Raw genomic sequence first — 15,737 nt, forward strand, 5'->3', positions numbered from 1 at the left:
AAATTAATGTTTGAAACTAAAATGGGAGTAGTTGAAGATGATAAGTCAACTGTTTATTTAAGACCAGAAACTGCCCAGGGGATTTTTGTTAATTTTAAAAATATTCAAAGAACAACAAGAAAAAAAGTTCCTTTTGGAATTGGACAAATTGGAAAAGCATTTAGAAATGAAATTACACCAGGTAACTTTATTTTTAGAATTCGTGAATTTGAACAAATGGAATTAGAATTTTTCTGTAAACCAGATACTGATTTAGAGTGGTTTGAATATTGGAAAGAGTATTGTCAAAAATTCTTATTTGATTTAGGTTTAAAAGCGGAAAACTTACGCTTTAGAGATCATGAACAAGAAGAATTATCATTTTATTCTAAAGCAACTTGTGATGTTGAATATAATTTCCCATTTGGTTGGGGCGAATTATGGGGAATTGCTGATCGTACTGATTATGATTTAACTCAACATCAAAACTATTCAAATAAATCAATGGAATATTTAGATCCAACAACGAATGAAAAATATGTTCCGTATGTAATTGAACCATCAGTTGGAGCTGATCGTTTATTCTTATCAGTTTTATGTGATAGCTATGATGAAGAAACATTAGAAGGTGGCGATACTCGCGTAGTTATGCATTTACATCCATGTATTGCACCATTTAAAGCTGCTATCTTACCACTAACTAAAAAACAAAGTGGTAAAGCTGAAGAAGTTTATCAATTATTATCTAAATATTTTAACTGTGACTATGATGTAGCAGGTCAAATTGGAAAACGTTATCGCCGTCAGGATGCTATTGGTACACCATATTGTATTACTGTTGATTTTGATTCTGTAAATGATAATACAGTAACGATTCGTGATCGGGATACAATGGAACAAGTTCGTTTACCAATTGATGAATTAGTAGCTTATTTAAATGAAAAATTAGTCTTTTAATAGGAGGCTGGTTATATGCCAAGACTAACACCAGAAAAAATTGCGGAAATTAGACAAAGTGTCGATATTGTCGATGTGATTGGTAACTATCTAGCATTGACCAAAAAAGGCCGTAATTATATGGCTTTGTGTCCATTTCATGATGATACTACGCCATCAATGTCAATTTCACCAGAACGTCAGATTTATAAATGCTTTGTTTGTGGTCACGCTGGAAATGTCTTTGGCTTTTTAAAAGATTATTTAAAAATTTCCTTTATTGATGCTGTCAAAATGGTGGCTCAAATGGGGAATGTGGATATTAGTCAGTATAATTTAGAAAATCGAGTTAGTCATGTTGATGAAAAACTAGAACCATTGTTTTTAATGCATGAAGAAGCTAATAAGATTTATCGTCATTATTTGACTACTAAGTTAGCTTTACAAGCTAAAGAATACCTTGATTCACGAATGATGAATGAGGATATTATTGATACTTTTGAAATTGGCTATGCCCCTGATAATCAAGTTCTCGTCAAAGCTTTAGAAAAAATGAATTTTGATAAAGTTAAGATGTTTGAATCGGGATTGATCATTGAATCAGGGAATGGTTATGATCGTTTTAGTGATCGCATCATGTTTCCTTTACATGATGCTCTAGGTAGAGTTGTTGGTTTTAGTGGTCGTATTTATCGACCTAGTCAAAATGAATCAAAATATATGAACTCGCCGGAATCAGCTATCTTTATTAAGGGTGATATTTTATATAATTATCATCGCGTTGGTGAAAGTGTTCGGCAGGCTGGTTACGTAATTTTATGTGAAGGTTTCATGGATGTAATCGCCTTTTATAAAGCGGAGATAAAAAATGTACTGGCAATTATGGGAACGGCACTTACTAGCGGGCATATTAGATTGCTTAAACGATTAACAAGAACGGTCTATCTTTGTTTAGATGGTGATAAAGCTGGTCGTAATGCGACAATTAAAGCAATTGAAACATTACTTCAAGCTGGTTTTAAAGTTCAGGTAGTTAATTTGCCTGATGGCTTGGATCCTGATGAATTATTGAACCAGCAAGGTCAAGTTGCTTTAAAGACGTTAGTAAATGCGCCTTTGAGTGCGCTGGATTTTAAAATGGATTATTATTACGATATGACCAATATGCAAAATTATGAAGATCGTAAGCATTATTTAGAAATGATTGCTAAAGATATAAGTAATTTAGATGATATTATTGATCAAGATTATTATGTAAAAAAATTAGAACAAAAATCCGGCTTTTCTAAAGATATTATTGACCAGTTAATTTATAAAAATACGATGACGATAATTAATCAGGCTAAACAGATTAGTTATCCTGCTAAAAAACCAGAAATTAGAATACTTGATAAATATACTCAAGCTCAGCAGGATTTATTATATTATATGATGCTTGATAAAAATGTCGCTTTGAAGTATGAAGCTAAATTAGGATTTATGGTTAATGATAAATATCGAATTATTGCTTCATATATTGTTGATTACTATCGCCAAAATCAATATTTACAGATTGCTGATTTGGTTGATAGTATCAATGACGATGATTTAGTCCAAAATATTATTGAAATTTCGCAATTGAATTTACCAATGTTAGAAAATGAACAGGCAATTGATGATTATATTAAAATAATTAAACAAGAAGCTGTTAAGATGCAAAAAAAACAATTGAGTGATGCTTTTGCAAATACCCTTGATCCTAAACAAAAGGCCCAAATTTTAAAAGAAATCATAGCGTTAAAAGATAAGGAGTAGTATATGAAGAAAAAAAATGTAACAGCAGTAACATTTGAAGATTTAGAAAATATTGTGTTAAATGATGCTAAAGCCGGAAATGGAATTTTAACTCAAGATCAAATCGATAATTACTTGTCAACTTATGATCTAAGTGATGATTTAGCAGAAGATTTGTTAGAGTTTATCGGTAAAAATGATATTGTTATTTCTGATGATGCTTTAGATGATTTGGATATTGAAGATGATGTATTATTAGCAGGGGTTCCTGATGATCTTGGTTTAGATGATGATCTAGGGCTTGATGGTGACTTGGATTTAGATGGTGATACTCCAGATTTAGACTTTGCTGGTGATTTTGATATGATGACTGGCGATACTTTACACATGTATCAAGTAGCGGAATCAGATGCTGAAATGGATCAAAACCAATTAGGTAGCAATGTTAAAATCAATGATCCTGTTAAAATGTATTTAAAAGAAATTGGTCGAGTTGAATTATTAACTCATGATGAGGAAATTGATTTAGCAAAGCGAATCTTAAAAGGTGATGAAGATGCTAAAAAACAATTAGCAGCTGCCAATTTACGTTTGGTAGTTTCGATTGCTAAAAGATATGTCGGTCGGGGAATGTTATTTTTAGACTTGATTCAGGAAGGTAACATGGGACTGATTAAAGCGGTTGAAAAATTTGATTATACTAAAGGATTTAAATTTTCAACTTATGCAACTTGGTGGATTCGTCAGGCAATTACTCGAGCTATTGCCGATCAGGCAAGAACAATTCGAATTCCAGTGCACATGGTAGAAACAATCAATAAACTAACAAGAATTCAACGGCAGTTAATTCAAGAATTAGGGCGCGAACCTAGTGCTGAAGAAATTGCTGAAAGAGTTGATGGAATGACACCAGAAAAAGTTCGTGAAATTCAAAAGATCTCATTAGAACCAGTATCTTTGGAAACACCAATCGGGGAAGAAGATGATTCTCATTTAGGTGATTTCATTGAAGACGAAGGAGCAATGTCACCAGATGATTATGCTGCTAATGAATTATTAAAAGATGAATTAAACGAAGTTTTATTAGAGTTAACTGATCGTGAAGAAAAAGTATTGCGACTAAGATTTGGACTTGATGATGGCAGAACTAGAACTTTGGAAGAAGTTGGTAAAGAATTTAGCGTTACGAGAGAAAGAATTCGTCAAATTGAAGCTAAAGCGTTAAGAAAATTAAAACATCCATCAAGATCTAAACGATTAAAGGATTTCTTGGATCGTTAAAATGAAACTATCAAAAAGATTACAGCTAATTGCAGATGTAATTAGTGAATATAAACAAGGCAATACTTTGGCAGATATTGGTAGTGATCATGGATATTTACCTTGCTATTTAGTTAAAAATAAAATTGTATCCTGTGCTTATGCTTGTGATATTGCTAAAGGACCTTTAGATTCAGCTAAAGAAACAATTGAACATCAAGGCTTACAGGATCAAGTCTTTGCCTTACTTGGAAGTGGTTTAAATCCCATTGTTGACCGTTCGGTAGATATGATTAGTATTAGTGGTATGGGTTCATATTTAATTAGTGAAATCTTAGATGAACATCGGGATTATTTACGTAATGTTAAAGTGTTATTTTTACAAGCTAATGCTAATAATGATCATTTACGTAAATATTTGTTTGCTAATGAATGGATCATCATTGATGAAAAAATGGTCAAAGATGCCGGACATATCTATGAAGTAATGGTTGTTACGGCGCGTAAGAATAAAGCAATTACGTATAGTAAAAAAGACGTGGAATTTGGTCCAATCTTAATCAATAATCAAGGTTCTTTATTTAAAGAAAAATGGGAAAAACAATATCAGGTATATCAAAAGATTCAAAACACATTGCCTCATGATCACCCGCGTTATCTTGAAATTGATGCTAAATTAAAGCTAATCAAGGAGGTCTTACATGAATGCCGTTAAGATCATTGAACATTTAGAAACCTATTTCCCTTTACATTTACAAATGTCCTGGGATAAATGCGGAGTTCAATGTGGTAATATAAACCAGGATGTTTCTAAAGTTTTAGTAGCTTTAAATGCTGATTTAAACAGTTTGCAGCAGGCAATTGATAATAATTGTCAAATGCTAGTTACTCATCATCCTTTCTGGTTAGAAGAAGTAACTAATTTAAATACTAATAATCATCATGGTAAGTTTATCGAATTAGCATTTAAACATGATATTCTAGTTTATAGTTTGCATACTTGTTTAGATCGTGGCCAAAATGGAATTTCTATGAATGACTGGTTAATCAATGCTTTAAATGTTGAAGATGTTAAATGTTATGATGAATATGAAGTTGGAAAAATGGCAACATTGAAACAGCCATGTTTAACTAGTGAATTAGTTAAACGAATTCAAGATATCTTTAACGTTCCAGTTCGTTTAGCTGGAAAAGAAAAAATGATCAAAACAGTTGCTATTTGTGGTGGTAGTGGTGCGGATGATCTAAATCAGTTAGTCAATCGTGTTGATTGTTATATTACTGGTGACAGCAAACATCGTCATGGAAAATTTGCATTAGATCATGATATTGTTTTAATTGATGTACCTCATCATCTTGAAGCCATCATGGAAACTAAACTAACTGAAATTTTAAATCAATTAGACATTGAAGCGATTAGTGCTAATAGCCAGGATTATTTTAAATATTATTAAAATTAGTTGAAGATAATGAAAAGTAGGAGCTGCTCCTACTTTTTTAGATTAAATTATGTTTTTTCATTGAATTATAGATACCATCATTAGTGATATCATCAGTAACTTCATCAGCAATCGCTTTTAAACCTTCTTTAGCATTACCAACAGCAATACCAACATTTACGTACTCAAGCATTTCTTTATCATTCATACCATCACCAAAAGCGTATGTATTTTTACGATCAATTCCTAAATGGCTGATTAGGGCTTCGATAGCATTAGCCTTATGAATATTTGGTACTGATAATTCACCACTGTCATCACCAAAGATAGGAACAGTACAATGAATGACATTAAATTCACCTTCAAATTCTTTGATAATATCATCAAAAGGAATATCTGGATTTTCTAAAAAGCAGGCTTTATTAATATCATCACGTTTTAGATCTTGTCCTTCAATCATGGCATTAATAAAATGATTTTCCTTATTTTCCCAGCGTTTTCTAGCTTCTGGGTCATTTTCAATATCACCATAAATGATTCTTTCTAATCGTTTAACTAAATTTTTACTAGCAAACAATCCACCGTTACTTTCGACATAGTAATCAAAATGGTTGGCTTCAAAATAATCGATCATGTGATTAACGGCTTCTTTAGTTACTTTTTTGTGGTATAACATTTGATCACCAATTTCGACATAACCACCACCAGCACCAATTACACCATCAATGCCACATTCTAAAATAAAGTCATAAATTTCCGCTTTACTTCTTCCCGTACATAAATAAACCAGGTTTCCTTTAGCTCTAGTTAAAGCAATTGCTTTTTTGGTTGATTCAGGAACATATTCAACACCATCAACACCAGCTACTAGAGTACCGTCAACATCAAAAAATATAATCTTTTTTTCCATATCAATTCTCCATTAAATAAAGTTATACAAAGATTATAACAAAATTATTAATAATTTAGGATATTTTTCGCTTTTTTGAAATTAAATTATTTTATCCATATCTAATTCTGGTTTTGGATATGTTGATGGATCGTTTTCATCAAACTGTTTTAAATAATTAATGACCTGATTAGTTAAATAAGTGGGCGTTGAGGCACCCGAACTAATGGCGACAGCTTGTTTACCTTTTAATAGTTCAATATCGATATCTAAAACACTTTCAATCATAACTGTTTCTTTATTAGCTTTGCTGCTTGCAATATTTGCGAGTTTTCTAGTGTTATTAGAGTGCGGATCACCGACAATAAAAACGAGATCGACTTCATCAGGAATCTTGGCAATGGCAACTTGTCGAATTGTTGTTGCCTGGCAAGTTTCTTTAGCAATTTCTAAGTTAGGCAATTTTTCTTTAGCGTAGTTACAAAGATCATAGACATCGTATAAAGACATTGTCGTTTGATTGGTAATTACATAGTTTTTATTTAGATCTAATAAGTCCAGATCATTTTTGTTTTCGATTAAATGGATATGATTAGGATCAATTCCTAAAGATCCTTCAGATTCTGGATGACCGTTTTTACCAATATATAAAACTTCGTAATCTTTGGCCAGGTAATCTTTAATTAGATCATGGGTTTTAATAACATCAAGACAGGTAGCATCAATTACATTTAAGTGTTTTTCTTTAGCTTTGGCTATGACTTGTTTATCAACACCATGAGCGGTAATGATTACAGTTCCATGATCAATTTGATCTGGTAATTCTAATCTGGTAGCTCCTTTTTGATCTAATGTTTGAATATCTAAGTTTTTTAAGGCATCAACGATATACTGGTTATGAACGATCATCCCTAAAATATAAACATCATCTTTTCCGGCTTGTTTTTTGGCTAGTTCAATCGCGCGGACTACACCTTTACAATAACCTCTTGGACTAATTGGATATACTTTCATTTATTGTCACCTCAAAGCTATTGTACCATATTTTCAAAGGTAACGTCATTATCAGGCTTTTTATTTTCATTATCGATTGGAGTAATACTTTTTTCAACTTCATCAAAATCAATATCATTAAGATGATTTACAGCTTGAATGACCCGAAAGGCATTTTTGGTATTGGCGATAATAGGACGAATTTGATAGACGATTGGTATTATTTGATTGATCGTATAAATCGAACGTGATGCAATCCGAATTGTTTTTTTTATATTTTCACGAGTTTTTATTCTATGGTTGACTGGAAATTGCATATTAGGTGGATACATTTGAGGGTTAAAGTTATTGTAATTATAGTTTTCATCAAAAAATGGATTCATGATCTCCCTCCTTCATTTTAAAGTATGCAAAAAAAGAATATTTGTGCATAAATATTAGTTGTTTATAAGTTGCTTTTTTATTTTGTTATGATAAAATAAAATGACTTCAAAAAAAGGAGGAATGTAAAAATGTGTGCATTTAATCAATTTAATTTAGTCGATTTTTGTAATCAAGTTATTAATGAGATGGGATTTAAAAAACCAACTGAAATTCAAGAAAAAGTAATCCCTTTGATTAAAAATAAAAAAGATGTTATTGGTATTTCACAAACTGGTACGGGAAAAACTCATGCTTTTTTATTACCGATAATGAATTCTATTGATCCTACGATCGATCAAGTCCAGGCAGTTATTACTGCTCCAACAAGAGAGCTAGCGCAGCAAATCTATAACAATGCGCGAGTATTTGAAAAATACAATCCGAATCTACGAATTTCTTTAATTATTGGTGGTAGTGATCGGCAAAAAACAATTCAAAAGTTAAATACCCAGCCCCATATTGTCATTGGTACACCAGGAAGAATCAAGGATTTGTCATTACAGGAACAAGCGTTAAAAATTACAACTGCAAACATCATGGTTATTGATGAGGCTGATATGACATTTGAATTTGGTTATCTCGAAGATATTGATGCAGTAGTTAGCAAGATGAAAGAAGATTTACAGTTATTAGTATTTTCAGCAACGATTCCGGAAATGATGCGACCATTTTTGAAAAAATATCTTAAAGCACCAGTTTTAGTCGAAATTGAAAAAAGTAAAATCACTAATCAAAATGTTGAAAACATTTTATTAGCGACAAAGCACCAAGATCGTTATGATGTATTAAAGAAAATTATTTCTTTAATTGACCCTTATATTTGTTTAATTTTCGCTAATACTCGTGAAGAAGTATCCAAGATTGCAACAGCATTACGTGAAGATGGTTATAAAGTCGGAGAGATTCATGGTGATCTAGAACCGCGGGAACGTAAACAAATGATGCGACGAATCAATCATAATGATTATCAATATATTGTTGCTACTGATATTGCTGCAAGAGGAATTGATATTGATGGAGCTTCGCATGTAATTAACTATGAATTCCCTAAAGATCCTAATTTCTACATTCATCGCAGTGGTCGCTGTGGTCGTGGTAAATATACGGGAATAAGTTATAGTTTATATGATTCTAGTGATGAAAATAATATTAGAATTTTAGAGAAAAAGGGAATTGTCTTTAAAAACATGACCATCAAAAATAATCGGTTTGTAGATTTAGGGGAACGGTTAAAACGAACTAAACGTGTTAAGCAGCAAACTGAATTAGAAAAAGAAGTTCAAAAAATAATTCGTCGTCCTAAAAAAGTAAAACCAGGTTATAAAAAGAAACGAAAAAGGGAAATTGAAAAATTAGTTCGTAAACAAAAAAGAGCAATTATTCAAAATGATATTCGTCGTCAAAAGAAAGAACGGGCTCGTGCAGCTCAAGCGGCAAAAAGAAAGGAAGAAGATATTTAATGTTAATTGGATCTCATGTATCAATGTCGGGTAAAGAGATGTTAGTTGGATCGGTTAAAGAAGCCTTATCATACGGTGCTAATACTTTTATGTTTTATACTGGTGCACCACAAAATACAGTTAGAAAACCGTTAGAAAGCTTAAAAATTGAAGAAGCTAAACAGCTCATGAAAGAAAATGATATTGATATTAATACTATTGTGGTTCATGCCCCTTATGTAATTAATCTTGCAAATACAATCAAACCAGAAACTTATGAATTAGCGGTAACTTTCTTAAAAAAAGAAATTGAGCGGACCCAGGCAATTGGAGCTAAAATATTAGTCTTGCATCCTGGTTCTCATGTAAAAGCCGGCAGTGAGGCGGGATTAAAACAAATTGTCAAAGGATTAAATGAAGCTACTAAAGATTGTAAGGATGTAAAGATTGCTTTGGAAACAATGGCTGGTAAAGGTAGTGAATGTGGTCGGACTTTTGATGAATTAGCCTATATTTTTAATCATGTTGATGATAATTCATGTTTAGGATTTTGCTTAGATACTTGTCATATTCATGATGCTGGATATGATTTAACGAAATTTGATGATATTCTTGAAGAACTAGATCAAAAAATTGGTTTAGAGAGATTGTTAGTTGTTCATGTTAATGATTCTAAAAATGAACGCGGAGCGCATAAAGATCGTCATGAAAATATTGGTTATGGTAAAATTGGTTTTGATACTTTAAATATGATCGTTCACCATGATAAATTAAAAAGTGTCCCTAAAATCTTAGAAACACCATACAATAATAAAATAGCGCCGTATAAAGAAGAAATTGAAATGTTTAAAACTCAAACATTTAATCCTAATTTAAAATAAGCAGGACAATTATTAATAAAGTTTTTAATTTTAAGGCAAGTAGAAATACTTGTCTTTTCACTTATAAAGTTGTATAAAACCTCATTATAATGACTGTCAAGTAATGCATAACGGTTATTTTGGATCAAATTATAAATAAGCAATAACTGTTCTTGATCAATATCCACGCCATAATTATAAGCTAGCTTCTTAAAGTCCTTAAAATTTAGTGCCAATAAATCACGATAACAATTATTCACCAATAGATACCTCCTTTGTATTTAGTATATGTAAATAGAAAAAAAGTAGTACTAAAAATACTACTTTATCATTGATAAAATTTCTTTTTTTAATTCTTCGACCATTTCGCTTTGTTTAACTTTGCGAATGATTTCTCCTTTTTTGATCAATAATCCTTCATTGACTCCGCCGGCAATACCAATATCAGCATGTCTAGCTTCACCAGGACCATTAACAGCACAGCCCATGATGGCAACAGTAATATCGGCGTTGATCGTTTTTAAAAATTCTTCAATTTCTCTAGCGACCGGAATTAGATCATACTGGATGCGACCACAAGTAGGACAAGATACTAAAGTGGGCACGTTTTTGATTAATCCTAATTCTTTTAATAACGTTTTAGCGACTTTAATTTCTTCAACAGGATCATCACTTAATGATACCCGAATTGTATTACCAATTCCCTGGTATAATAATACACCGATTCCTAGACTAGATTTGATCGTTCCGCCAAGTGCCGTTCCTGCTTCAGTTACTCCTAAATGTAAAGGATATGGAAAAATCTCACTAGCTAGCTGATAGGCTTCAATGGTAAGTAAAGTATTTGATGATTTTAGTGATATACAAATATCATGAAAATCAAGACTTTCTAAAATATCAATATGTTTTTGAGCACTTTCAATCATCCCTTGAGCCGTTGGTTTACCGTATTTTTCTAAAATATCTTTTTCTAAAGAACCGCCATTAACACCAATGCGAATAGGGATATGGTGTTCTTTACAGGCATTTACAACTTGTTTTACTTTATCGATTGAACCAATGTTACCAGGATTGATTCGAATCTTATCGATTCCTGATTCAATTGCCTGTAAAGCAAGACGGTAATCAAAATGAATATCCGCTACTAAGGGAACACTGACACGATTTTTGATTTCTTTGATCGCCAAAGCATCTTGATTATTTAAGACAGCTAAACGAACTAACTGCCAGCCAACCGCAGCTAAAGCATTGATTTGGGCAACAGTAGCTTCAACATCTTGGGTTTTAGTATTGGTCATTGATTGGATAATGACATTATTATTTCCACCAATCGTTAAATTACCAACTTGAATTGATCTTGTATTTTCTCTTTTCATGTTTTCACCTCAGTAAAATTATATCACATTTCATCTATATATTTAAATAAAGGTGCTAGATAACTTTCATCGATCCAGTTACCACTTTTACCGTCGGTTTCGATAAATGCTTGCATCCACGGTTCTAAAGTATCTGGAGTTTTATTGGTTAATGATTTTTTTAATAAACGGCATAGTGTTCGATCTTTAAAAGTCATGATAGTTTCATCGTAGCATCCGCGGGCATAAAATATGGGGATATCATAAGAAAGTTTAGTTGAGTTATGTTCTTTTAATTTTTCAAAAGCATTTTGATCAAAGGGACTGGCACCGACAGCTAAAATAACTATATTTTTATCTTTTAATAAGTTAGTATGTTTTTTTAGCTGTTTGATACAGGGCAGTCCTGTTGCATAGACACCACAGGTAATGATGATCAAATCATATTGATTAATATTTTTAAAATTATAATGATCAAGATTATCAATAGTTGTATTTAGTTTTTCATTGATCATATTAGCATATTTTTTAGCACTGCCGTATTTTGATTTATATAAAACTAAAATATTCATAAATGGCTCCTTAAGTATGATTTTCTAGGTTTTTAATACCTGGATATAATTTCATTAGTAAAGTAAATAATTGTTTAATTTCGGTTTCATTGTAATAGGCAAATAAGTGATGAAGCTGGTTTTGATAGGTAATAAAGATATTATCAAAATAATCATTTAATTTTTCAGTTGGTTGAATTGCTAGAGCGCGAACATCATTGTTGTTTTTTGTGATTGTGACAAAACCTTTTTTTTCTAAAGCATAGGCTAGTTTTTTGATGTTTTGTCTAGAACAGCCAAGCAGTTTACCTAAGTTGGTAAAAGTTAATTGTTGGTTTGATTGTCTGATCATTGTTAGTAACATAAATTGTTTTAATGAGATTTCAGGGATATTATTATCAAAGATTGTTTGTAATTGATTAGTAATGATGAATAAAGAACTAAAAATTGCTTTAGTTTGATTTTCAGGTGTATTTGAAAAGCGGCTAATTAACTCATTTAATTCCATTTTGACCTCCTATAGTAACTTGTTACTATTATAGCAACAAGTTACCTATTTGTCAATTAGTGTAAAAGTAGGATTATTACTAAAAAATAATGGAAATTTATATGTTTTCATGGTAAAATTTCCTCGTTTTTAAAAAAATAATCAAGAAAAGAGGTTGAATATGGAAATCAATAAGGAAGAAAAAGTGGCTAACGTAAGTGATGAAAATATTTATCGCTTAAATGGACGTGTACCACTAAAAAAAGCCATTCCGTTTGGTTTACAGCACGTTTTAGCGATGTTTGTAGCAAACCTTGCTCCAGTTATTATTGTTTGTTCTGCGGCAATTGTAAGGGGTACTGGAGATAATTTAACATCAGCGGAAATTACTTCATTGTTGCAATGTGCGATGTTTGCAGCCGGAATTGGAACTTGTATGCAATTATATCCAATTTGGAAAATTGGTTCTAAATTGCCAATTGTCATGGGTGTTAGTTTTACTTTTTTAGGAAGTTTATTAGTTATCTGTACTAATCCCAAATTAGGTTATGAAGGCATGGTAGGGGCCGTTATCCTTGGGGGGATTTTTGAAGGATTAGTAGGGCTATCTGCAAAATACTGGAAACGTTTTTTAACCCCAGTAGTTTCAGCTTGTGTAGTTATTGCTATTGGATTATCACTACTTTCTGTTGGCATGGATTCTTGGGGTGGTGGTAGTGGTGCTAGTGATTTTGGAGCCTGGTATCATTTATTAGTAGGAACGTTAACATTAATTGTTTGTTTAATTTCTCGCTATTTACTCAAAGGAGTTTATAAAAATTTAAATATTTTAGTTGGTTTGATTTTTGGGTATTTATTATCAGTTATTTTTACAGTTTGTAATATTGCGCCAATGGTTGATTTTACTAATATTTCTAAAACAATTAGTGAAGTTGGTTATTTTAGTTTACCTAAACTAGTATTTTTTACTAGTCATCAGCCAGTCTTTGATTTAGGTGCTTTCTTTACGATTGCAATTGTCTTTTTAGTATCAGCAGCAGAAACTACTGGGGCGACTACTGCAGTATGTAAAGGGGCTTTAGATCGCGATATCAAGATGGAAGAATTACAAGGGTCATTAGCTGTTGATGGTTTTTCTAGTGCTATTTCTGGATGTTTTGGCTGTTTACCACTTACTTCATTTAGCCAAAATGTAGGTTTAGTAACAATGACGCAAGTTATTAATCGCTTTACGATTTTTGTTGGAGCATTAATTTTAATTCTAGCATCATTATTTCCGCCACTTGGAGCATTCTTTAATTCATTGCCACAAGCGGTTCTTGGTGGCTGTACAGTTATGATGTTTGGTTCAATCATGTATGAAGGAATTAAAATGTTAAAGGATAATGAGTTTGATGAACGAACTATGATCATTGTTTCACTAGCTTTTTGTATTGGTGTCGGGTTAACGCAAACTTCTGGTAATTTCTTTGCTGCTTTTCCAAGTGTTGTTGGTGATATTTTTAATGGTAATGCTGTTGCTGGAGTATTTGTGGTATCACTTATTTTAAGCCTGGTTTTACCAAAAGAAAAGAAGGATAAGGTTTAAAGAGCTTTTCTTTAAACCTTTTTTAAAATAAAATGGTTAAATCAAAAGCATGGAATTGGAATAAAGAGAAAAATAGCTATTGGTTAACACCTTGTAATGAAAGCTATTATTTAGCTGCTTATTGGAAAAAGCAAAATTTTCATAAGATTTTAGATTTTGGTTGCGGTTTAGGCCGCCATACAGTATTCTTTGCAAAAAATGGTTATGAAGTAAGTGCCTTTGATTTATCTAAAGAAGGTGTACTCAAAACTCAAGAATGGGTGGCTAAAGAACAATTGACAGTTGATATAAAAGTAGCTGATATGCACGATTTATCATATCCAGATAATTATTTTGATGCAATCTTTGCATATCATGTTATTAGTCATAGTGATACTTTAGGAGTTAAGAAAATCATTAATGAAATTAAACGAATTTTAAAACCAAATGGTGAAGCGTATTTAACATTATGTTCTAAAGAAACTTGGTCATTTAAAGAAGCGGGTTATCCCTTACTTGATGAAAATACCGTAATTAAAACTGATCCAGGACCAGAATATAATATACTGCACTTTTTTGTTAGTCTTGATGATATTTTAGAGTTATTTAAAGATTTTGAAATAGAGTCTATTCGTCACATTGATGATTGCTTTTTTAATGGAAGGGTTCAAAATAGTAAACATTATTATATCTTAATAAGAAAAAATGCTTAGAAAAACTAAGCATTTTTTAGTGAACCAATAACTTATCTAAATCAGTTGGATCATTGATTTGTTCAATATTAGCTAATGCATTTAACATCATTTCATAACTGCTTCTATTTACCGTTTCTTTGATCTTTTCCGTTATCTCCATTTTCTTTGATAACATCATTAATAATATCTCAGCTCGTTCTTCTGATCTTCCTTCGGCTCTTCCTAAGCTGATTTCTTCGCTAATTCCTTCAGCTTTTCCTTCATTATGTACCTGTCTTCTAAATTCTTTGATTGATTCACACATCTCTACTTCTCCTCCTTTGCTTGCTTTACTGTTTTCTTCCATGATCTTTTTTAACGTTTCATCATCCGCCAGACTTGCGACGATCTCTAAGGCATCTTTTGACAGTATCAGCCCTTTTAACATTTCGTCATTTCCCTTATAGCGATAAACTAGCTGGATCGTTTTTACCAACATATAATTATCTCTGTTTTTAAAATCATGATAATCCAGGTCAATTATATCAACAATCTCTATTTCCCAGTCATTTGATCCTTCATTTAAGATATCAGGTCTTTTCAATAGTTGATTTAACCTGCGGTATTGGTTGCCCCATCTTTTTTCGCTCCAGTTGATCACTTTACTATATACCGGGATTAAATTTTCGATTTCCCGATTGGGACCTAGCAGACGGTTGTATACTGCCAAATCATAAGTGGCAGACCTTATCGGCATTGTTTTATCAATCCAGGTCTGGTTTTCTAAACCAATTAAAACATCATGGTTTTCAATAATACAGTGATAAATGATATCCCGTCTTCGATCAAGGATTATGTTTCCAAAGCGGGCGGCTGCATCACTGTTAAAATCATAACAGTTTTCCCTGTTTAAGACAGTTTTACCTTTAAAGGCAACTACATTGGAAAAATCAGTAAAACGATCCTTATCGGCAAAATAGATTCTGGCATTAATATCATGATCTCCCAAAATCATCCCTCCTTTTTTAAAAGTAACGGACAATTTCTAATCAACTACATTATAGCAGTAAGCTATAATTAAAGATAGAATTATCCATTCTATTATATATATA

Annotated in this window: 17 protein-coding genes; 9 read left to right on the plus strand and 8 right to left on the minus strand. The window is 31.9% G+C overall.

Going from position 1 to position 15,737, the window contains the following annotated elements; genetic code table 11:
- The 5 genes from J7M77_RS08420 to J7M77_RS08440 all read left to right on the plus strand — a co-directional run.
- Window positions 1-936: glycine--tRNA ligase (locus tag J7M77_RS08420; RefSeq protein ID WP_296877438.1), on the plus strand; the 936-nt coding region annotated here is incomplete at its 5' end.
- Window positions 937-951: 15 nt separating this feature from the next.
- On the plus strand, window positions 952-2,709 hold the full coding sequence (gene dnaG / locus J7M77_RS08425) for a DNA primase (protein WP_296877440.1): 1,758 nt from the start codon (window positions 952-954) through the stop codon (window positions 2,707-2,709).
- Between the two features lie 3 nt (window positions 2,710-2,712).
- Window positions 2,713-3,969 (plus strand): RNA polymerase sigma factor RpoD, encoded by a 1,257-nt coding sequence (rpoD, locus tag J7M77_RS08430; protein WP_296877442.1) that lies wholly within the window; start codon window positions 2,713-2,715, stop codon window positions 3,967-3,969.
- A gap of 1 nt (window position 3,970) precedes the next feature.
- The gene (locus J7M77_RS08435; protein ID WP_296877445.1) at window positions 3,971-4,663 is read left to right on the plus strand and encodes a class I SAM-dependent methyltransferase; all 693 of its coding nucleotides are present in this window, start codon (window positions 3,971-3,973) and stop codon (window positions 4,661-4,663) included.
- Window positions 4,650-5,402, plus strand: coding sequence for a Nif3-like dinuclear metal center hexameric protein (locus tag J7M77_RS08440; protein WP_296877448.1), 753 nt, complete (start codon window positions 4,650-4,652; stop codon window positions 5,400-5,402). Before J7M77_RS08435 ends, J7M77_RS08440 begins: the two co-directional genes overlap by 14 nt.
- 43 nt (window positions 5,403-5,445) lie before the next feature.
- Here the strand turns inward: J7M77_RS08440 and J7M77_RS08445 are convergent, their stop codons facing one another.
- The 3 genes from J7M77_RS08445 to J7M77_RS08455 form a co-directional block, all read right to left on the minus strand.
- Entirely contained in the window at window positions 5,446-6,297 is an 852-nt protein-coding gene (locus tag J7M77_RS08445; RefSeq protein ID WP_296877451.1) for a Cof-type HAD-IIB family hydrolase, read from the minus strand.
- An 81-nt stretch (window positions 6,298-6,378) separates the two neighbouring features.
- On the minus strand, window positions 6,379-7,290 hold the full coding sequence (locus tag J7M77_RS08450; protein ID WP_296877453.1) for a 4-hydroxy-3-methylbut-2-enyl diphosphate reductase: 912 nt from the start codon (window positions 7,288-7,290) through the stop codon (window positions 6,379-6,381).
- A gap of 17 nt (window positions 7,291-7,307) precedes the next feature.
- Window positions 7,308-7,652, minus strand: a complete 345-nt coding sequence (locus J7M77_RS08455) for a hypothetical protein (protein ID WP_296877455.1) — start codon at window positions 7,650-7,652, stop codon at window positions 7,308-7,310.
- Window positions 7,653-7,781: 129 nt separating this feature from the next.
- Between J7M77_RS08455 and J7M77_RS08460 the strand changes: the two genes are divergently transcribed.
- Together J7M77_RS08460 and J7M77_RS08465 are read left to right on the plus strand one after the other, a co-directional pair.
- Complete coding sequence (locus J7M77_RS08460) at window positions 7,782-9,152, plus strand: DEAD/DEAH box helicase (protein WP_296877457.1); 1,371 nt, start codon at window positions 7,782-7,784, stop codon at window positions 9,150-9,152.
- Window positions 9,152-10,012 (plus strand): deoxyribonuclease IV, encoded by an 861-nt coding sequence (locus tag J7M77_RS08465; RefSeq protein ID WP_296877459.1) that lies wholly within the window; start codon window positions 9,152-9,154, stop codon window positions 10,010-10,012. Before J7M77_RS08460 ends, J7M77_RS08465 begins: the two co-directional genes overlap by 1 nt.
- Here the strand turns inward: J7M77_RS08465 and J7M77_RS08470 are convergent.
- From J7M77_RS08470 to J7M77_RS08485, 4 genes are read right to left on the minus strand one after another with little or no spacing between them, the layout of a single operon-like run.
- On the minus strand, window positions 9,985-10,251 hold the full coding sequence (locus J7M77_RS08470) for a hypothetical protein (RefSeq protein ID WP_296877461.1): 267 nt from the start codon (window positions 10,249-10,251) through the stop codon (window positions 9,985-9,987). The genes J7M77_RS08465 and J7M77_RS08470 overlap by 28 nt on opposite strands.
- 60 nt (window positions 10,252-10,311) lie before the next feature.
- Window positions 10,312-11,367, minus strand: a complete 1,056-nt coding sequence (ispG, locus tag J7M77_RS08475; protein WP_296877463.1) for a flavodoxin-dependent (E)-4-hydroxy-3-methylbut-2-enyl-diphosphate synthase — start codon at window positions 11,365-11,367, stop codon at window positions 10,312-10,314.
- Between the two features lie 23 nt (window positions 11,368-11,390).
- On the minus strand, window positions 11,391-11,918 hold the full coding sequence (locus J7M77_RS08480) for a flavodoxin domain-containing protein (protein ID WP_296877466.1): 528 nt from the start codon (window positions 11,916-11,918) through the stop codon (window positions 11,391-11,393).
- 10 nt (window positions 11,919-11,928) lie between these two features.
- Window positions 11,929-12,405 carry a MarR family transcriptional regulator gene (locus tag J7M77_RS08485; protein WP_296877468.1) on the minus strand — a complete coding sequence of 159 codons (477 nt, stop codon included), beginning with the start codon at window positions 12,403-12,405 and terminating at the stop codon, window positions 11,929-11,931.
- Window positions 12,406-12,565: 160 nt separating this feature from the next.
- Here J7M77_RS08485 and J7M77_RS08490 point away from each other — a divergent pair, with 160 nt between their 5' ends.
- Together J7M77_RS08490 and J7M77_RS08495 are read left to right on the plus strand one after the other, a co-directional pair.
- A complete protein-coding gene (locus tag J7M77_RS08490; protein WP_296877470.1) occupies window positions 12,566-13,972 on the plus strand; it encodes a solute carrier family 23 protein in 1,407 nt (468 codons plus the stop codon).
- 32 nt (window positions 13,973-14,004) lie between these two features.
- Window positions 14,005-14,664: a class I SAM-dependent methyltransferase gene (locus J7M77_RS08495; RefSeq protein ID WP_296877472.1), complete on the plus strand. Its 660-nt coding sequence runs from the start codon at window positions 14,005-14,007 to the stop codon at window positions 14,662-14,664.
- Window positions 14,665-14,680: 16 nt separating this feature from the next.
- Here the strand turns inward: J7M77_RS08495 and J7M77_RS08500 are convergent, their stop codons facing one another.
- The gene (locus J7M77_RS08500) at window positions 14,681-15,634 is read right to left on the minus strand and encodes a hypothetical protein (RefSeq protein WP_296877474.1); all 954 of its coding nucleotides are present in this window, start codon (window positions 15,632-15,634) and stop codon (window positions 14,681-14,683) included.
- Window positions 15,635-15,737: the final 103 nt, after the last annotated feature.

This window comes from Thomasclavelia sp., assembly GCF_017889095.1.
Taxonomy (GTDB): Bacteria; Bacillota_I; Bacilli_A; order Erysipelotrichales; family Coprobacillaceae; genus Thomasclavelia.